We start from the raw sequence: 17,932 nt of genomic DNA, 5'->3' as shown, positions 1-17,932 counted from the left end.
CCCCCCCACACTCCGTCGTGCGCGGGCCAGTAAACGCCACCGCGTCCGGGAGCGCCACCGCGCGGACCGAAATTCAGCCCAAGGGAATCGGGCCGTCGTCCCTCGCGTCAGGTATGCAGGACGCATGACGGACAAGCATCGCGAGGAGGTCGCCGGGCTGCTGCTCGCCGCCGGCGGGGGCAGACGGCTCGGCGGGCGTCCCAAGGCGCTGCTGGAGCACCGGGGGCGCCCGCTGGTCGAGCACGCGGCCGGGGTGCTGCGCGCGGCCGGGTGCGCACGCGTGCACGTCGTCCTGGGCGCTCGCGCCGACGACGTACGGGCGCGTGCCGACCTGACCGGCTGTGTGCTCGTGGACAACCCCGACTGGGCCGGGGGCATGGGCTCCTCCCTGCGGGCGGGGCTGGCCTCACTCGCCGGTACGGGGGTGCACGCGGCCCTGGTGAGCCTCGTCGACCAGCCGGGCATCGGACCGGCGGCCATGGCGCGGGTACTCGGTGCGTACGAGGACGAGAAATCGCTGGTCTCGGCCGCTTACGACGGGACGCGCGGGCATCCGGTGCTGTTCGGCGCGGCCCACTGGCCGGGCATCGCGGCGACGGCCACCGGGGATCGCGGAGCCCGCGCCTACCTTCAGGAGCACGCCGGGCAGATCCGGCTCGTGGAGTGCGCGGACGTGGCCGAGCCGTACGACATCGACATCGAGGCCGACCTGCGCCACCTTGAGTGAAGGGGGTGGCACTGGGCGCCACCTTTCCTCGACTCAGAGAATCTCGACATCAACAAACCATTGAAGTTCCACAATGAGGAAACTACTATCCACTGTTCAGAAGCGCCTGACCGCACAGCGGGCGCTGTTTGCCCTATAAGTGCCACTAGGCACCCGGTGCCACCGCTGAAGGAAGTGACAGCTCATGTCCGCACCAGCGCCGTCCCCGCTGGCCATCGTCGACGCCGAGCCCCTGCCCCGGCAGGAAGAGGTCCTCACGGACGCGGCGCTCGCCTTCGTGGCGGAGCTGCACCGGCGGTTCACCCCGCGCCGTGACGCACTCCTCGCCCGCCGGGCCGAGCGCCGCGCCGAGATCGCCCGCACCTCCACGCTCGACTTCCTGCCCGAGACGGCCGCGATCCGCGCGGACGACTCCTGGCAGGTCGCCCCGGCCCCGCCCGCGCTGAACGACCGGCGCGTCGAGATCACCGGCCCGACCGACCGCAAGATGACCATCAACGCGCTCAACTCGGGCGCGAAGGTCTGGCTCGCCGACTTCGAGGACGCCTCCGCGCCCACCTGGGAGAACGTGGTCCTCGGCCAGATCAACCTGATCGACGCCTACACCAGGAACATCGACTTCACCGACCCGAAGTCCGGCAAGTCCTACGCCCTGCGCCCGAACGAGGAACTGGCGACCGTCGTCATGCGCCCGCGCGGCTGGCACCTGAACGAGCGGCACCTCGTCGACGCCGACGGCCGCGCCGTCCCCGGCGCCTTCGTCGACTTCGGCCTCTACTTCTTCCACAACGCCCAGCGGCTGCTGGACCTCGGCAAGGGCCCGTACTTCTACCTGCCCAAGACCGAGTCGCACCTCGAAGCCCGGCTGTGGAACGACGTGTTCGTCTTCGCGCAGGACTACGTCGGCATCCCGCAGGGGACCGTCCGCGCCACCGTCCTGATCGAGACGATCACGGCCGCGTACGAGATGGAGGAGATCCTCTACGAACTCCGCGAGCACGCCGCCGGGTTGAACGCGGGCCGCTGGGACTACCTGTTCTCCATCGTCAAGAACTTCCGTGACGGCGGCGCCCGGTTCGTCCTGCCGGACCGCAACGCGGTCACGATGACCGCCCCGTTCATGCGGGCGTACACCGAACTGCTCGTCCGCACCTGCCACAAGCGCGGCGCGCACGCCATCGGCGGCATGGCGGCGTTCATCCCGTCCCGCCGGGACGCGGAGGTCAACAAGATCGCCTTCGAGAAGGTCCGCGCCGACAAGGACCGCGAGGCGAACGACGGCTTCGACGGCTCCTGGGTCGCCCACCCCGACCTGGTCCCGATCGCCATGGAGTCCTTCGACAAGGTCCTCGGCGACAAGCCGAACCAGAAGGACCGGCTGCGCGAGGACGTGCACGTCGAGGCGGCCGACCTGATCGCGATCGACTCGCTGGACGCGAAGCCGACGTACGCCGGTCTGGTCAACGCCGTCCAGGTCGGCATCCGGTACATCGAGGCCTGGCTGCGCGGGCTCGGCGCGGTCGCCATCTTCAACCTGATGGAGGACGCGGCCACCGCCGAGATCTCCCGCTCCCAGATCTGGCAGTGGATCAACGCGGGCGTCGAGTTCGAGAACGGCGACAAGGCCACGCCCGAACTGGCCCGCAAGGTCGCCGCCGAGGAACTGGACGCCATCCGCAAGGAGATCGGCGAGGAGGCCTTCGCGGCCGGCCACTGGCAGGAGGCGCACGACCTGCTGCTGACGGTCTCCCTGGACGAGGATTACGCCGACTTCCTGACCCTGCCGGCGTACGAGCAGCTCAAGGGCTGACACCCCGGCCGCACAGGCGCACCGAGCGGCTCCGGACGGCGTCCGGGGCCGCTCGCGCACCTTCAGCCCAGGTGCGCCGACCAGTCCTGTTCCGCCGCCGGCTTGCCGTGCAGGTCGGGGACGCGCTTGAGCCAGTCCGGGCGGCCCGCCTGCGTCTTCTCGGCGCGGGCGGCCTCCTCGGCCGCGAGCTGTGCACGGCTCGGGAAGTCCGTGGGCAGCCACTCCGGCGAGCGGCGGACCCGGGCGAGGAGGTAGTCGACGTAGGCGGCGCGGACGTCGTCGGGCGTGGCGAAGCCGGCGTCCTCGGCCAGCCAGGCGTCCGGGACCTCGGCGACGATGCCGCGCAGCAGCTCCTCGGTCACCCGTGGCGCGAGTTCGGCGTCCGCGGCGCGGACATCGGGGCCGTAGTGGCCGAGGGCGTGGTGGCGGAAGTCGTACCTCTTGCCCGGCGTCGTGGTGTCCCAGCGGTGGTGGAAGACGAGGGCGGCGCCGTGGTCGATGAGCCACAGGCGCGGCGGCGTGGTGCCGAGTGTCGGCCAGACCATGAGGTTGGAGCTGTGGACCGTGCGGTCCACGTTGACGGTCAGTGCGTCCAGCCAGACGATGCGGCCGGCCTCCAGCGGGTCCACGGGGAAGGACTGCGCGATCCGAGGGGTGAAGTCCCGGGCGCCCGGCAGGTAGTCCATGCCGAGGTTCACGCCCGCGCTCGCGCCGTGCAGCTCGCGCACCTCCTGGTGCGGTTCGCCGGCGGCGATGGCGGGGTCGAAGTGGACGAGGACCAGCTCGGGGAAGCGCAGTCCGAGCGCGCGGGCGAGTTCGCCGACGATCACCTCGGCGACCAGCGCCTTGTGTCCCTGTGCCGAGCCGGTGAACTTGACGACGTACGTGCCGTCGTCGTCGGCCTCGACGACTCCCGGGACGGAGCCGCCCGACCGCAGCGGGGTCACGTATCGAACAGCAGTCACGTCGCGCAGCACACCAGCCACCCTAAAGCAGGGCGGCCGGGTGACATCCCTCACACCGGCGTCGGCGACTAAGCAGGCCGGGTAGTAGATGCCACCCGTGGGACAAAGAGGACTTGTCCGTCTTGCCACAGATTCGTTGCCGCTCCCGAGCGAGCTCCCGCCACCCGCCCAATGGCTTCCCCTATTCCTCGCCGGGCGCGCATGTCTGACGAGGCGACAGCAGCGAGCAAACGTCGCGGATGCGAAGTCGGCATCTCTCCGCCCGCCTGGCAAGACCCGCCCCACCCTACGAGGCGGGGTAGTAGAAGAGGCCTTTGCGCTCTCTGTGAGGCCGTCCTGAGAATGACCGCTCGGCGATCACCGAGTGAGGTTCACGCATGGGTAAGCACCGCAGGACGCAGCACTACCGGCGGATAGTCATCGCCGCCGTCACCATCGGCGCCGTCGGCGTACCGTCCGTCGCCCTGGCCTGTTCCACCTGGCCGTACGGCCCGGAGGACCCGTCCCAGGCCGCCGTGGCGACCGCGCCCCCGCAGCAGTGGCAGCACCCCCACCGGCATCACCACCATCACCACCGCAACGGGCACCACACCGGTACGCCGTCGGCCGCGGCGCCGCACACGCCCCGGGCCACCGCTCACCCGAGCGCCACGTCGAAGGCCGCCACCCCCAGGCCGGCGACGACCCCCGCTCCCCACTCCACCCCCGCCGCGTCCACGGCCCCGGCCGCGCCGAGCACCCCGAAGGCCACGCCGAGCACGCCCCAGGCCTCCGCCACGGCGTCCGGGGTCGTCGCGCGCATCGTGCAGCTCGTCAACGCCGAGCGCGCCAAGGCCGGTTGCCGGCCCCTGACGCTGAACACGGCGCTGACCAAGGCCGCGCAGGACCACAGCGCGGACATGGCGGCGCACCAGAACATGTCGCACACCGGGTCCGACGGGTCCGCCCCGGGCGACCGCATCACGGCCGCCGGCTACGACTGGAGCGCCTACGGCGAGAACGTCGCCTACGGTTACAGCACCGCGGACGAGGTCATGGCGGGCTGGATGTCCAGCCCCGGACACCGGGCCAACATCCTCAACTGCTCCTTCCAGCAGATCGGCGTCGGTCTCGCGCAGCCGGGCAGCTACTGGACCCAGGACTTCGGCACGGCCCGGTAGTCGGCAGGCAGGTCAACGCGCCGCCAGCGGGTTCGGCAGGGGCAGGTAGCGGGCGTCCGCGCCGTCCGCGCCGGTCCAGCGCAGCAGCAGGTTGGTCTTGCCGGGCAGGGTGGGCGCGGTGAGCAGGGCGGGGATCTCGGGCAGGCGGTGCCGGGCGAGTTCGCCGCGGGCGGCGGGCCAGGGGTCGAAGCCCGGGTGGTGTTCGGCGAGGGCTGCGGCGATCTCGGTGAGGTGGTTCACCACCAGGCAGTAGACCAGCCGTTCCCAGCCCGCGGCCCTGCTCACGTCCGGCAGCAGCTTGGCGCCCTCGGCGTCCCGGAACAGGGCCTGGACGGGCGTGCCGGCCGCGTCCACGGCGACGAGGGTGTTCTGGAGATGGGCCTCCAGGACGACTCCGTGCTCGTCGAAGGCCCTGAGGGCGGGCGGGACGACCTGCCGCAGATAGGCCTCCCACCAGGCCGCCGGATCGGCCGCACCGGCCAGCGGGCTGCCGTCGAAGCCCTCGGTGAGGCCGGCGGCGAGCAGCGGGGTGGCACCCGGCAGCAGATGGCCGCGCAGACCGTCCCGGACGAGGACGGCCAGCTCCTCGAAGGCGAAGGCGGCCGTGCGGTAGCCGCGGTCGCTCAGCCAGGCCGCGGGCGGGCCCAGCGCCGCGAAGGCCTGCCCGGCGGCCCGGTCGGTGCGGCGCATTCTGCGCAGGTCGTGGCGCCACAGCCGGCGGATGTCGTTGGTGATGCGGACGTCCAGGCTGAACTTCAGGAACACATCGCGCCGCGGCTCGTAGACCGTGCGGATCGCCGCCGTGGGCCAGGTGTCGAAGGCGGTGTCGCCGAGGCGGAGCAGGCGGCCGTCGGCGAAGGCCTCCGCCAGCTCCCGGCCGACCAGGTCCAGCTGCCAGGGATGGGCCGGCAGCAGCCGGTAGCCCGGCGGGGCCGTGCCGAGCGCGTCCAGGGCGCCGGTGTCGCCCTCCTCGGCCACCTGGTCCTCGCGCACCCCGAGCAGCACCAGCGGGAAACGGGCGTGCGCCTCGGGGGCGTAGGGCAGCCAGGACGCGACCGGGCCGCCGCCGCGCGCCTTCGGAGCGGGGTGGCAGGGGTGGCCGGTGATCAGGGACTGCTCGGAGAGCAGATACGGATCCGCGGGCGGCGTCGCCCGGGCGCGGGCCGTGAGCAGCGCGGCGACCGCGTCCCGGCTGTCGATCATCTCGGCGGGCAGGTCGCCGCCCGACAGCCCGGTGTGCCGGCGCAGTTCCTCGGCGACGAGTTTGACCAGTTCGGTGTGGACGACGTGGTGCCAGACCCCGGCCGAGCACACCTCGGGGTCGGTGGGGCGCCGGCCGGGGCGCACGCGCAGCAGCCGCCCGCTCGGCAGCCGGTGCACCCGTGGGTCAGCGGGGTCCGGCTCGGCCACCTCGCGCAGCAGGCAGTTCAGCACCGGAGCGGCCGCATAGGCGTCGGCGCGGCGGCCGACGGCGTCGGTGGGGGGTGTCAGGTCCACGCGATCCGTTCGTTTCGTCGGGGTCGTCGCGCTCAGTATGTCTGTCGTCCCCGACAATCGTCCTGCGTGCAGCGTGCGACCGTCCTGCGTGCAGCGTGCAACCGAGGAGCCGACCGTGCACCGTCCCGCCACCACCGAGGCCCGGGTCGCCGAGGAGCTGGCCGCCGTCCGGCCGGCGCTGCTGCCCCGCTACACGGCGGAGCTGCCGGGCGCCCGCGCCGCCGTGCTGACCCGGCTGTGGCGGGCGCTGGCCCACGAGCCGCTGCCATGGATCACCGGCCGGGCGCACGGTGCGCACGGCCTGGCGCTGCGGCTCGCCGACGGCCGGACGCTGTACGGGCCGCCCGCGGACCCGTACGCCACCAGCGAGTACGTCACCGGCGTCCGCCTGGACCGGGAGCGCCAGGTGGATCCGGCCGCGCTGATGACCGCCCTCGCGGTGCCGCACGGCGCGGCATTCGCCGCCGAACTGGCGGACAGTGTCGCCTCGTTGGCGCTGTCACGGGCCGGCGCGGATCACCCGAAGGAGTGGCCCGCGGGGGTCCCCACGACCGAAGGCTGGGGGAGGGACTGGGAGTGGGAGCAGCGGGTGACCGACGGGCATCCCTACCACCCGGGCTGCCGTTCCCGTCCCGGTTTCTCGGTGGCCGACCAGCTGGCGTACGGCCCGGAGCACAGGCCGGTGGTGGAGCTGGGGACGGTACCGGTGCCGGCGGCGGACTGCCTGGTGAACGGTGACTGGCCGGAGGAACTGCGCGACGGCGGACGGCTGCTGGTGCCCGTGCACCCCTGGCAGGCCGGCCACGTCCTGCAGCGGCCGTACGGCCCCTGGCGCCCGGGGCGTCCCCTGCTGTCCCTGCGCACCCTCGCACTCCCGGGCGGCACGCATGTGAAGACCGCGCTGAGCGCCCGGCTGACGTCCTCCGTGCGGGACATCTCCGCGTACTCGGTCCGGGCCGCCGCGCCGCTGACGGCCCTCGGCGAGGAGCTGGCGGCCCGCACCGACGGTCTGCTGCACCTCACCCGCACGCTGGGCGCGGTCTCGGCCGGATCCCCCGACCTGGCCGCGCTGCTGCGCGAGTCACCCGAGGTGTACACGGGCCCGGGGGAACGGGTCCTGCCGGTGGCCGCGCTCGCCACCACCTGCCTGCCGGACGCGCCCGCCTGGATGGCCGCGTTCACCCGCCTGACCCTGACCGTGGGGCTGCGCCTGCTCGACCTCGGCGTGGCCCTGGAGGCGCACGGCCAGAACCTGCTGGTGATCCTGGCGGCGGACGGCACCCCGCTGCGGCTGGTCTACCGCGACCTGGCCGACATCCGGATCAGCCCGGCCCGCCTGGCCCGGCACGGCATCGTCCCGCCCGCGCTCACCGGGCGCCTGGTCACCGACGACGAGACGGCCCTGCGCCGCAAGCTGTTCGGCTCCCTGGTGGCGGGCGCGCTGGCCGGTACGGCGGGCTCCGGCGCGGCGCTGGGGGCGGCCCTGTCCGCCGCCGTACCGGACCTCGCGGACACCCCCGACCTGCGCGCCCTGCGCGAAGGCCCGCTGCCGGCCAAGGCGTTGACCCTGATGCGCCTGTCCCCCGGGACCCCGGGCGACCAGTGGACGTCCCTGCCGAACCCGCTCGTTTTGGAGCCCGGCCCGTCCGCTCCATAAGATCCGGCGATGATCACAAGACAACGGCTGGCGGCGGGAGTCTGTGCTCTGCTCGCCGCCCTGGCGGCCGGGATCGCGTTGCCCGGCTCAGCCGTCGCCGACGAGACACAGGCGGCCGCCCCGAAGGTCGAACTCGTGCTGGACGTCAGCGGTTCGATGCGGGCGCGGGACATCGACGGCGGCTCCCGGATGGCCGCGGCGAAGCAGGCGTTCAACGAGGTGCTGGACGCGACGCCGCAGGAGGTACAGCTCGGCATACGCACCCTGGGCGCCAACTACCGCGGCAGCGACCGCAAGGAGGGCTGCAAGGACACCGCGCAGCTCTACCCGGTCGGCCCGCTGAACAGGACCGACGCCAAGACGGCGGTGGCCACGCTGCAGCCGACCGGCTGGACGCCGATCGGTCCCGCGCTGCTGAAGGCGGCGGACGATCTGAACGGCGGCGCGGGAAGCCGTCGTATCGTCCTGATCAGCGACGGCGAGGACACCTGCCAGCCGCTCGACCCCTGCGAGGTGGCGCGCGAGATAGCGGCCAAGGGCATCGGGCTGACCATCGACACCCTCGGTCTGGTGCCGGACGCCAAGACCCGCGACCAGCTCAGCTGTATCGCGGACGCGACCGGCGGCACCTACACCGACGTACGGCACAAGGAAGAACTGTCCGACCGGGTCGGGCAGTTGGTGGACCGGGCGGCCGATCCGGTGGTGACTCCGGTGGCCACCGAGGGCGCCGCGCAGTGCGAGAAGGCACCGACGCTGAAGTCGGGGCTGTACACGGACCGTGCGGAGTTCGGGCAGCAGCGCTGGTACAAGGTCGAGGTGGACCCCGGCAAGGAGCTGCGCGCCTCGGTGAGCGTGGCCGACGACCGGGCGGTGAACCCCGACTACGGGCTGCTGCTGCGGGCGGTGACCGTGCAGGGACGGGAGATCGTGCGCGGTGAGGCGGCGGGGACGGGCCGTACGGACGTGATCTCGACGGGTCTGCGCTACCCGAAGCAGGAGAGCGACGACAACGCGCCCGCGGAGACGGTGTGCCTGCAGGTCACCAACTCCTTCTCGGCCGCGGCCGGTGTCAAGACGACACCGGGTCTGCCGCTGGAGCTGACCGTCGACGTCGTGGACGGACCGTCCGGCCATCACGACGTGGCCTCCTTCGGTCTCGGCCGCGGCTGGTGGCTGCTGGGCGCGCTGGTGCTGGCCGGCTTCCTGGCGGGTCTGCTGTGGGGCTGGCTGTCGCGCTGGCGGGTCGCGGTCTGGAGGACGAACTGATGCGGATCACACGTGTGATGGGTGCGGCGCTGCTCGCGCTGGGGCTCGCGGCCGGACCGGCCACGGCCGACTCCTCCCCGTCTCCCGGCGCCTCCGCCGACGGCAAGGCGCCCACTCGGGCGGGCACCTCGTTCCGTACGGCGACGGAGATCCGGCAGGGGCAGCAGGCCACGGCGTCCGGTTCGACGGGTGACTACCTGTACTGGTCGTTCCCCGCGGACACCGGGCAGCGGCCCACCGTCAGGGCGAGCGTGAAGCTGCCTGCGGCGCACGGGGCGCAGACCTGGCAGATCGATGTGTACGACGGACTGCGGCGCCGTCAGGCCTGCCAGTACGGGGCGGCGACCCGTACGGCCGGGCAGGGGACGTCCTCCGTCGCACTGGCCTGTGTGCTGCGGACGGTGCGCGGGTGGTCGGAGCCGTGGGGCAACGACCCGCTGCCGGGTACGTACTACATCCGGCTGACCGTCGTGGACCTCGGCTCCGCCGACCTCGGCAAGCCGGTGAGCGTCGACGTCCGTGCCGACTCCGAGGACATCGGCGGCGCGGCGGCGGTGGACGGCTCGCTGGGCAAGCCGCTGGTTCCCGGCATCGCCGTCAAGTCCGGGGCGGACGGGAAGGGTTCGAAGCCGGCGGTGCTGTCGAGCTTCGGCTCCGACGACGGCTGGTCCTCCGGCTGGTGGTCCGACCGGTGGGTGTGGACCGCGGTCGGGGGTGCGCTGGCGGCTCTCGCCGGGGTCGGCGGGTACGCACTGACCCGGGGGTCCGGGCGGCCGTCCCGGGTGCCGCCGAACGTGTGAGCCCTCGCATCGGAAGGCCCGCCTGCCGGCGGGCCTTCCGTCTGTTCGGCCACCGGCCCACCCCGTGCGGCTGGTTTCACGCCTCCCGCAACGCCTTGGCGAGGGTGCCGTCACCCGTCACCGTCACCCGGCCGTCCCGCACCGCGTCCGGCAGGCTCAACTCGCCACGGGCAACGGCCTCACAGGTCACCGCGTCCAGCTCCAGCCGGGCGTCGGCCTCGCCGGGTGCGGAGCCGTCGCCGTACAGCGGGCCCTCCTCTGCGCCGAGGCGCAGATGGAACTCGCCTTCCGCCAGCCGTACTTCCACGGTCCCCTCCCCCTCCAGGGCCCGCAGCAGGGGCAGCGCGAACCAGTGGGCGCGGACCGCGTCGGTCGGCCGGCGCTCGCCCAGCTCGGTCTCGCCCCAGCTGCCCAGCGCCTGCAGCACGGGGAGCAACTCCCGGCCCCGCTGGGTGAGTTCGTAGACGTAGGCCGCTCCCGGCGGGGGCAGCCGGCGGCGGGTGGTGAGGCCGTCGCGCTCCATGTCCTTCAGCCGGGAGGCGAGCACGTCCGTGCTCACGCCGGGCAGGTCCGCGTGCAGGTCCGTGTAGCGACGGGGCCCGGCCAGCAGCTCCCGGACGATCAGCAGGGTCCAGCGGTCGCCGACGAGGTCGAGGGCGCGGGCTGCGGAGCAGTACTGGTCGTAGCTTCGGCGAGGTGACATGACCCGCAGTCTAGACATGTCATTGGACTTTCCAAGCTCCTACTTGGTAAAACCAAGCAACACGAGTTTCCGGAGGGGCGCATGGAGTTCCGGCAGTCGAACAAGCTCAGCGAGGTCTGTTACGAGATCCGCGGCCCGGTGATCGAACACGCCAACGCGCTGGAGGAGGCCGGGCACAGCGTCCTGCGCCTGAACACCGGCAACCCCGCGGCCTTCGGATTCGAGGCGCCCGAGGAGATCCTCCAGGACATGATCCGGATGCTGCCGCAGGCGCACGGCTACACCGATTCCCGCGGCATCCTCTCCGCCCGCCGGGCGGTCGCCCAGCGCTACCAGACCCTGGGCCTGGAGGTCGGCGTCGACGACGTGTTCCTCGGCAACGGCGTCTCCGAACTGGTCTCCATGGCCGTGACGGCGCTCGTCGAGGACGGCGACGAGATCCTCGTCCCCGCACCGGACTTCCCGCTCTGGACGGCCGCCACCACCCTGGCCGGCGGCAAGGCGGTCCACTACCTGTGCGACGAACAGGCCGACTGGAACCCGGACCTGGCCGACATGGCCTCGAAGATCACGGACCGGACGAAGGCCGTGGTCATCATCAACCCCAACAACCCGACGGGCGCGGTATATCCGAAGGAGGTCGTCGAGGGCATCCTGGACCTGGCCCGCCGGCACGGCCTGATGGTGTTCGCCGACGAGATCTACGACCAGATCCTCTACGACGACGCGGTCCACCACTCGGCCGCCGCCCTCGCCCCCGACCTGGTCGTGCTCACCTTCTGCGGCCTGTCGAAGACGTACCGGGTGGCGGGCTTCCGCTCCGGCTGGCTGGTGGTGACCGGTCCCCGGCAGCACGCGAAGGACTATCTGGAAGGCCTGACCATGCTGGCCTCCATGCGCCTGTGCGCCAACGCCCCCGCCCAGTACGCCATCCAGGCCGCGCTCGGCGGCCGCCAGTCCATCCGCGAACTGACGCTGCCCGGCGGCCGGCTGCACGAGCAGCGGAACGTGGCCTGGGAGAAACTCAACGAGATCCCCGGTGTGTCCTGCGTGAAGCCCAAGGGCGCCCTGTACGCGTTCCCGCGCATCGACCCCAAGGTGCACCCGATCCACGACGACGAGAAGTTCGTCCTCGACCTGCTGCTGCGCGAGAAGATCCAGGTGGTTCAGGGCACCGGCTTCAACTGGCCCTCCCCCGACCACTTCCGCATCCTCACCCTGCCGCACGCGGAGGATCTGGAGGCGGCGATCGGCAGGATCGGGCGGTTCCTCGGCGGGTACCGGCAGTAGCCCGTTTCGCGTATTCGCGCGCCTGTGCGAGGATCGCCCCGCACGAACCGGGGGGATCTTCGCGCCCGACCAGCGCCGCGCAGCCGTTCCCCCGGGCCGGTTTTGACAGACCCGCAGCAGACCAGGGGGAGCACCGTTGTCCTCGTCCAGAAGACCGTCCTCGTCGCGCATACGCCGGACGACCGTCGCCGTGGTGTGCGGCGCGGCCCTCGGGGGCGGGGTCGCGCCCGCGCAGGCCGGGTCCGCCGCGTCGCCGGCGCCTTCCACCGGGCAGGAGGCGCGGCAGGCCGCCCGCTTCTGGACCGCGCAGCGGATGGCGGACGCGGCGCCGCTGGACGGGGACCGGGCACGGCCGGAAGGGCCCGGTCCGGGGGCCGCGGCGGCGGGCCGCCCGCAGGGCACTCTCTTCCAAGGGACCCGTGTCGTCGGGACGTTCTTCGGGTCCGACGGGCCGGGCGGCACGACCTGGCACTGCACGGGCAGTGTGATCGACACCGCGGCACGGAACATCGTGCTCACCGCCGCCCACTGCGCGCTGAGCATGAGGGGCGACTACGTCTTCGTCCCCCGGTTCGTGAAGGGCGCGAGCCCCGACCAGCAGCCGTACGGCATCTTCCACATCCAGCGGGTCTTCACCGACCCCCGGTACGTGCCCGACAAGGGGTCGACGACCACCAAGAAGCCCGCGTCGGACCTGGACACCGCGTTCGCCAGGGTGTCGGCCAACCAGCGCGGCCAGAGCCTGCAGGACGCGGTCGGCGGCGGACTGACCTTCACCCGCGCGAACGGCTACACCCACACGAACGTGACCGTCGTCGGCTACCCCTCCTACGGGCACAACAGCGCCGGGCGCGCCGTCAAGTGCACCGTGCCGACGAAGCAACTGCCCGGCTACCGGCAGATGTCGATGACCTGCGGCGGCTACTACGGCGGCGTGTCCGGCAGCCCGTGGATCACCGACTACCGGGACGACGCGGGCACCGGCCACGTCATCGGCAACCTCGGCGGCTACAACGGCGGCGGCAACGACGCGAACGTCGACTACATCAGCTACGCCCCGGCATTCGGCGCCGACGCGGCCAACCTGCTCGCCCGAGCGGTCGCCAACCAGGACCCGCCCGCCGGTCTGCCCGCGTACCAGGGGCTCCAGCTGCCGGGCGGTGCCGCCCGCTGGCAGAAGGCCGCGCTGATGGCCTCCGCGGACTACACCGGCGACCACCTCGGCGACCTGCTCGTCGTCTGGTCCGACGGCGGGGTCACGCTGTACCCCGGGGACGGCAACGGCGCCTTCGGGGCCGAGAAGCGACTGCTGAAGGCCAACTCCACCTGGACGCACGCCCGGAACATCACCGCCGGTGCCTTCACCGGCGGACGGCCGGGCCTGCTGGTGCGCTGGTCGGACGGAGAGGCCACCCTGTACCCGGATCTCAGCCCTTCCGGAGTGGGCCGCGAGGTGCAGATGGCGAAGCCCAACTCCGTCTGGAAGAACGTCGTACAGCTCACTGCCGGGCAGTTCCACGGGGCCGAGGGCGCGACCGATGTGGTGGCGCGCCGCTCCGACGGCAGTCTGGTCCTCTACACCGCGGTCCGCGCCGGGTCCTTCGGCACGGGCAAGCAGCTCCTCGGGGCGAACGGCACCTGGACCAAGTCCGCGCTGCTCAGCGGCGGCGCCTTGCGGGGCACGGCCGGCGCGGACCTGCTCGTGCGCTGGTCCGACGGCTCGCTCGACAGCTACACCGGTGTCTCGGCCGGCGGGCTCGGCACCCGGTCCCGGCTGCGCGGCCCGAACGGCACCTGGCCGCACGCCCAGGTCATGACCACCGGCGACCTCACCTCCGACCACACGGGCAACGACCTGGTCGTGCGCTGGTCCGACGGCGAGACCACGCTGTACGCGAACAGCGGCGCCAAGGCCCTGGGCACCGAGAACACACTGGTCCCGCCGGGCACCTGAGCCACGGGAATGCCCGGCGCCCGCTGCCCGTTGACGATCCTTGTCGGCGATCAGCGAACAGGGGGAACGACGTATGGCGATCGACGTGCACGGCACGGTGGCGGACGGATTCGAGGGCGTACGCGAGGAGTTCGCGGCGGTGCTCGCCGGGGAACGGGACGATCCGGGCGCACAGCTCGTGGTGTACCGGCGCGGGCGGCGCGTGGTGGACCTGTGGGGCGGCGACGGCATCGACGGGGACTCGCTGACGACCCTGTACTCCATCGCCAAGGGAGCCGCGCACCTCGTCGTCGCGCTCCTGGTGCAGGACGGGGTGCTCGACCTCGACCGGGAAGTCGCCGCGTACTGGCCGGAGTTCGGCGTGCACGGCAAGGACCGGCTGACCCTGGGCGAGCTGCTGGAGCACCGGGCCGGACTCGTCGGTGACGCGGAACAGGCCTTCACCGTGGAGGAGTTGGCCGACGACCGGATCGTCGCGGCCCGCCTGGCGGCGCGCACACCGTTGTGGGAGCCGGGCAGCGCCTGGGGCTATCACGCCTTCGTCATCGGCGCCCTCACCGGTGAGGTGGTGCGCCGGGTGACCGGCCGGTCGATCCAGGAGCTGTACGAGGAGCGGATCCGGGCGCCGTACGGACTCGACTACTACCTGGGGCTGCCCGCGGCGGCCGAGAAGCGCTGGGTGGACGTGCAGCCGCTGGTGCCGACCCCGGAGGAGGCCGCGCTGCTGAAGGAGCGGGCGGCGGCTGCGGACAGCATCCGGGACATCGCCTTCAACGCGCACGGGCCGGCGCCGACCGACCTCGTGGCCTTCGGCAACCACCCCCGGGTGAAGGCGCTCGGGCCGACGTCCTCGGGCGGCGTGGGCAACGCGCGCGGGGTCGCCGGGATGTACGCGGCCGCCATCAGCACCGTGGACGGCAGGCCGCCGCTGCTCACGCCCGCGACGGCGGCCCTGTTCGGCGAGCTGCGCACCCCGGGCGGCCCTGACCTCGTCGTGGGCAGCGAGGACCACTTCGCGCGCGGCTTCGAGCACACCCCCGCGCTGTACCCGGTCCTGGACGCCGGCACCTTCGGGCACAGCGGTGCGACCGGCTCGCTGGGCTTCGCCGACCCGGCGAACGGCATCGCCTACGCCTACACCCGGCGCCGGTTCGCCTTCCCCTCAGGGGTGGGCGCCGCCCCGGAGAACGGCCGTCTGGCCGAGTCGGTCCTGCGGTCGGCCGCCTCCCTGTGACACGGTGCTCACAGGCGAGCGGGAAGGGCGCTGACGTGGGTGACCTCTTTCTCGTCCGGCACGGTGAGACCGAGTGGTCGCGGTCCGGACGGCACACCGGCTGGACCGACGTGCCCCTCACCGAGCACGGGCGGCAGGAGGCGCGCGGGCTGGTGCCGCTGATCCGCTCGCACCGGATCGGGGCGGCGTTCGTCAGCCCCCTGCAGCGGGCCCGGGAGACCGCCGAGCTCATCGGGATCCCGGACGCCCAGGTCGACGCCGACCTGCGCGAGTGGGACTACGGCGGCTACGAGGGCGTGACCACCGTGGAGATCCAGCGGAGCCGGCCGGGCTGGTTCCTCTTCACGGACGGGGTCGCGCCGGGGCCGCCGGAGCATCCCGGCGAGACCCCGGAGCAGGTCGGCGAGCGCGCCGACCGGGTGCTGGCCAAGGCCGACGCCGCCCTCGCCGGCACCGACGGCGCCGTCGTCCTGATCGCCCACGGCCACTTCCTGCGCGTACTGACCGCCCGCCGCCTCGGCCTTTCGCCCCGGCACGGGGCCCTGTTCCAGCTCGCGACGGGAACCCTGTGCCGCCTGGGCACGGAGCACGGGCGGCCGGTGGTGGCGGGGTGGAACATCCGGCCGCAGGAGTAGGCGCCGGATTCGGGCGCCCGGACACAGGCGCCGGACACAGGCGCCGGCCGCGTTGTCGGTCCCGGGCCGTACTCTGCGAAGCGGGCCGTGTGACGGGCGCGGCCCCGGACCGGGGACAGGACCGGAGGGAGTGCGCTGTGAGCCGACCGCCGACCGCCGCGCAGCGGCGTCTGATCGAGGCCGCCGATCCGGTGACCGGACGGCTGCACGGTACGGAGGCGCAACTGACGGCGCTGGTGCAGCGGGGGCTGGCCTTCCGGCATCCCCGGCCGCCGCACGAGCACTTCCTGACCCCGGCGGGACACCGCATACGGGAGGCGGTGCCCAAGACGCAAACGGCACAACCCGCGGCGGGCACCGGGGTGTTCGCGGCGCGGGCCGGCGGTGCGGAAGAGCCGCCCGCGGACGGTCCGGCGCGGCTGCGTGAGGTGCACGGCGCCTGGCAGGGGCTGCTGGAGCTGCGCCGGATGACCAACCCCGACGGCGCGGTGGACCGGCCGTGCGGCTGGGAGCGCACGCACCTGGTGCGGGCGGCGGCGCTGGCCCTGGAGGCGGCCGGGCACCGTCCGGCGAGCAGCAGCACGGACGGCTACCGGGTGCGTGCGACCCCGCAGCCGGAAGCGGTCGCCGTGTACGCGCCGGACGCACAGAGCCTGGCGGCCTGCGCGACCACGCTGGAGCGCGCGGGCTGGCAGCCCGGCGAGTACACCGAACCGCGGACGCGCGTGCGCTATCTGCTCGCCTCGCCGCGCCGGGTGTGAACGGCGTGCCAAGATCGACCGACCGGAGATTCGAACACGAGAAGGGCAAGCAGTGGCCGAACCGTTTTCCGTCCGGGTGACCGTCCGCGGCTACGAGACGGACACCCAGGGACACCTGAACCAGTCCGTGTATCTCAACTACGCGGAGCACGCCCGCTGGTCGCTGCTCCAGGCGGCCGGCATCAGCCAGGCCCGGCTGGTGGGCCGGGGTGTCGGTCCGGTGGCGCTGGAGACGACCATCCGTTTCCGGCGCGAACTGCTCGCCGGTGACGAGGTCGATGTGACCTGTGAGTTCGAGTGGAGCGGCGGCAAGACCTTCCGGATCGTGCAGGAGATACGCAGGACCGACGGCACCCTCGCGGCCGAGGTCAGCGGGGTGGGCGGTCTGCTGGATCTCCAGGAGCGCAAGCTGGTCGCCGACCCGCGCGAGGTGTTCGAGGAGCTGACGACGGACCTCGCCCTGTTCGGCCTGTAGTCCCCGCGTCCCCACCCGTCGAACAGCTCCGGCCGGTCAGCCGCTGGAGGGTGCGTTCACCTGGCGATCGGGGGCGGGAGCGGCGCTGTGACCGAGCCCCGCCTTCGGCTCCCGCCCTCCCGCCGGGCGGTTCAGCCCGCGCCGAAGGCCTCCTTGTGGTCCTCGGCCCACTCCCGGAAGGTCCGGGCCGGCCGGCCCAGCACCTCGGGCACGTCCTCGGTGACCGTCGCGTTGCCGCCGGCACGGACGTACCCGACGCCGGTCAGGATGGCGTCCGCCCGGACCTCGTCGAAGCCCCAGACGGTGCGCAGGAAGTCGCGGGTCTCGTCGGGCGACAGGTTCCGGACCGGGACCGGGCGGCCCAGGATCTGGGCGAGCACGACGGTCTGGCCGGGGACGCTGACGGCCTCGGGCCCGGTCAGAGTGTACGTGCGCCCCGCGTGCCCGGAGTCGACCAGGGCTGCCACCGCGACCTCGGCCACATCACGGGGATCGACGACACCCGACGCCCCCTCCCCGGTCATGTTGGGCACCGGCCCGCCCGCCCGGAGCGGCTCCGCCCAGCTCAGCGTGTTGGAGGCGAACGACGACGGCCGCAGCACCGTCCACTCGGCGCCGCTGTCGCGGACGGCACGCTCGCCGTCCAGGTGCCAGAGCCCGGAGGGGCCGACCGCGGGATCGCCGGTGCCGATGGCGGAGAGCTTCACCAGCCGTCGTACGCCCGCCGCACCGGCCGCCGCGACCAGCGCGGCGTCCTGGCCCTCGTCGGGGCCGGGCGGACGCAGCAGGAAGGCGGCCGTCACACCCTCCAGCGCCGCCTGCAAGGAGGCCGGTTCGCGAAGGTCCCCGCGCACCACCTCCACCCCGGAGGGCACCCGTGCCTTCGCCGGGTCGCGGGTGAGGGCGCGGACCTTCTCCCCGCGCGCTGCCAGCTGTCGTACGACGTCACTGCCGATGGTGCCCGTGGCACCCGTCACCAGAATCATGGGTCCACG

The 17,932-nt window shown here is 73.0% G+C and carries 16 protein-coding genes; 12 read left to right on the top strand and 4 right to left on the bottom strand.

Annotation, left to right across the window (positions count from 1 at the left end; translation table 11 throughout):
* Positions 1 to 124: 124 nt before the first annotated feature.
* Positions 125 to 727 carry an NTP transferase domain-containing protein gene (locus ACIGXP_RS28525; RefSeq protein ID WP_399773005.1) on the top strand — a complete coding sequence of 201 codons (603 nt, stop codon included), beginning with the start codon at positions 125 to 127 and terminating at the stop codon, positions 725 to 727.
* A gap of 184 nt (positions 728 to 911) precedes the next feature.
* On the top strand, positions 912 to 2,537 hold the full coding sequence (gene aceB, locus ACIGXP_RS28520) for a malate synthase A (RefSeq protein ID WP_399773003.1): 1,626 nt from the start codon (positions 912 to 914) through the stop codon (positions 2,535 to 2,537).
* A 62-nt stretch (positions 2,538 to 2,599) separates the two neighbouring features.
* On the opposite strand, the gene ACIGXP_RS28515 is transcribed toward aceB, so the two are convergent.
* Positions 2,600 to 3,514, bottom strand: a complete 915-nt coding sequence (locus tag ACIGXP_RS28515) for a HipA family kinase (protein ID WP_363216589.1) — start codon at positions 3,512 to 3,514, stop codon at positions 2,600 to 2,602.
* Between the two features lie 365 nt (positions 3,515 to 3,879).
* Between ACIGXP_RS28515 and ACIGXP_RS28510 the strand changes: the two genes are divergently transcribed.
* Entirely contained in the window at positions 3,880 to 4,662 is a 783-nt protein-coding gene (locus ACIGXP_RS28510; RefSeq protein ID WP_399773000.1) for a CAP domain-containing protein, read from the top strand.
* A gap of 12 nt (positions 4,663 to 4,674) precedes the next feature.
* Here ACIGXP_RS28510 and ACIGXP_RS28505 read toward each other — a convergent pair whose 3' ends face one another.
* Positions 4,675 to 6,159 carry an IucA/IucC family protein gene (locus ACIGXP_RS28505; RefSeq protein ID WP_399772998.1) on the bottom strand — a complete coding sequence of 495 codons (1,485 nt, stop codon included), beginning with the start codon at positions 6,157 to 6,159 and terminating at the stop codon, positions 4,675 to 4,677.
* A gap of 115 nt (positions 6,160 to 6,274) precedes the next feature.
* Here ACIGXP_RS28505 and ACIGXP_RS28500 point away from each other — a divergent pair, with 115 nt between their 5' ends.
* From ACIGXP_RS28500 to ACIGXP_RS28490, 3 genes are read left to right on the top strand one after another with little or no spacing between them, the layout of a single operon-like run.
* Positions 6,275 to 7,816 carry an IucA/IucC family protein gene (locus ACIGXP_RS28500; protein ID WP_399772995.1) on the top strand — a complete coding sequence of 514 codons (1,542 nt, stop codon included), beginning with the start codon at positions 6,275 to 6,277 and terminating at the stop codon, positions 7,814 to 7,816.
* 9 nt (positions 7,817 to 7,825) lie between these two features.
* The gene (locus ACIGXP_RS28495) at positions 7,826 to 9,085 is read left to right on the top strand and encodes a VWA domain-containing protein (RefSeq protein WP_399772992.1); all 1,260 of its coding nucleotides are present in this window, start codon (positions 7,826 to 7,828) and stop codon (positions 9,083 to 9,085) included.
* Positions 9,085 to 9,885, top strand: a complete 801-nt coding sequence (locus ACIGXP_RS28490; RefSeq protein ID WP_399772990.1) for a hypothetical protein — start codon at positions 9,085 to 9,087, stop codon at positions 9,883 to 9,885. Before ACIGXP_RS28495 ends, ACIGXP_RS28490 begins: the two co-directional genes overlap by 1 nt.
* Before the next feature lie 76 nt (positions 9,886 to 9,961).
* Here the strand turns inward: ACIGXP_RS28490 and ACIGXP_RS28485 are convergent, their stop codons facing one another.
* Positions 9,962 to 10,588, bottom strand: coding sequence for a winged helix-turn-helix transcriptional regulator (locus ACIGXP_RS28485; RefSeq protein ID WP_399772988.1), 627 nt, complete (start codon positions 10,586 to 10,588; stop codon positions 9,962 to 9,964).
* An 81-nt stretch (positions 10,589 to 10,669) separates the two neighbouring features.
* Here ACIGXP_RS28485 and ACIGXP_RS28480 point away from each other — a divergent pair, with 81 nt between their 5' ends.
* From ACIGXP_RS28480 to ACIGXP_RS28455, 6 genes are all read left to right on the top strand, one after another.
* Entirely contained in the window at positions 10,670 to 11,878 is a 1,209-nt protein-coding gene (locus tag ACIGXP_RS28480) for a pyridoxal phosphate-dependent aminotransferase (RefSeq protein WP_363216596.1), read from the top strand.
* A gap of 136 nt (positions 11,879 to 12,014) precedes the next feature.
* Complete coding sequence (locus ACIGXP_RS28475; RefSeq protein WP_399772986.1) at positions 12,015 to 13,832, top strand: trypsin-like serine peptidase; 1,818 nt, start codon at positions 12,015 to 12,017, stop codon at positions 13,830 to 13,832.
* Positions 13,833 to 13,905: 73 nt separating this feature from the next.
* Positions 13,906 to 15,066: a serine hydrolase domain-containing protein gene (locus tag ACIGXP_RS28470; protein WP_399772983.1), complete on the top strand. Its 1,161-nt coding sequence runs from the start codon at positions 13,906 to 13,908 to the stop codon at positions 15,064 to 15,066.
* A 35-nt stretch (positions 15,067 to 15,101) separates the two neighbouring features.
* On the top strand, positions 15,102 to 15,701 hold the full coding sequence (locus ACIGXP_RS28465) for a histidine phosphatase family protein (protein ID WP_363216599.1): 600 nt from the start codon (positions 15,102 to 15,104) through the stop codon (positions 15,699 to 15,701).
* Positions 15,702 to 15,838: 137 nt separating this feature from the next.
* Positions 15,839 to 16,462, top strand: a complete 624-nt coding sequence (locus ACIGXP_RS28460; protein ID WP_399772979.1) for a hypothetical protein — start codon at positions 15,839 to 15,841, stop codon at positions 16,460 to 16,462.
* A 52-nt stretch (positions 16,463 to 16,514) separates the two neighbouring features.
* Positions 16,515 to 16,937 carry an acyl-CoA thioesterase gene (locus ACIGXP_RS28455; protein ID WP_363216601.1) on the top strand — a complete coding sequence of 141 codons (423 nt, stop codon included), beginning with the start codon at positions 16,515 to 16,517 and terminating at the stop codon, positions 16,935 to 16,937.
* A gap of 131 nt (positions 16,938 to 17,068) precedes the next feature.
* On the opposite strand, the gene ACIGXP_RS28450 is transcribed toward ACIGXP_RS28455, so the two are convergent.
* Entirely contained in the window at positions 17,069 to 17,923 is an 855-nt protein-coding gene (locus ACIGXP_RS28450; protein WP_399772976.1) for an NAD(P)H-binding protein, read from the bottom strand.
* Positions 17,924 to 17,932 lie beyond the last annotated feature (9 nt).

It is taken from the genome of Streptomyces sp. NPDC053069, assembly GCF_044546895.1.
In the GTDB taxonomy this organism is placed as follows: domain Bacteria; phylum Actinomycetota; class Actinomycetes; order Streptomycetales; family Streptomycetaceae; genus Streptomyces.
The sequence above is the reverse complement of the archived record's forward strand: the minus strand, read 5'-3'. Positions and strand labels throughout refer to the sequence as shown.

Coding starts and splice junctions, on each gene's coding strand:
- ACIGXP_RS28525 (WP_399773005.1), top strand. CDS start 125: ATGACGGACAAGCATCGCGAGGAGGTCGCCGGGCTGCTGCTCGCCGCC.
- aceB (WP_399773003.1), top strand. CDS start 912: ATGTCCGCACCAGCGCCGTCCCCGCTGGCCATCGTCGACGCCGAGCCC.
- ACIGXP_RS28510 (WP_399773000.1), top strand. CDS start 3,880: ATGGGTAAGCACCGCAGGACGCAGCACTACCGGCGGATAGTCATCGCC.
- ACIGXP_RS28495 (WP_399772992.1), top strand. CDS start 7,826: ATGATCACAAGACAACGGCTGGCGGCGGGAGTCTGTGCTCTGCTCGCC.
- ACIGXP_RS28490 (WP_399772990.1), top strand. CDS start 9,085: ATGCGGATCACACGTGTGATGGGTGCGGCGCTGCTCGCGCTGGGGCTC.
- ACIGXP_RS28485 (WP_399772988.1), bottom strand. CDS start 10,588: ATGTCACCTCGCCGAAGCTACGACCAGTACTGCTCCGCAGCCCGCGCC.
- ACIGXP_RS28480 (WP_363216596.1), top strand. CDS start 10,670: ATGGAGTTCCGGCAGTCGAACAAGCTCAGCGAGGTCTGTTACGAGATC.
- ACIGXP_RS28470 (WP_399772983.1), top strand. CDS start 13,906: ATGGCGATCGACGTGCACGGCACGGTGGCGGACGGATTCGAGGGCGTA.
- ACIGXP_RS28450 (WP_399772976.1), bottom strand. CDS start 17,923: ATGATTCTGGTGACGGGTGCCACGGGCACCATCGGCAGTGACGTCGTA.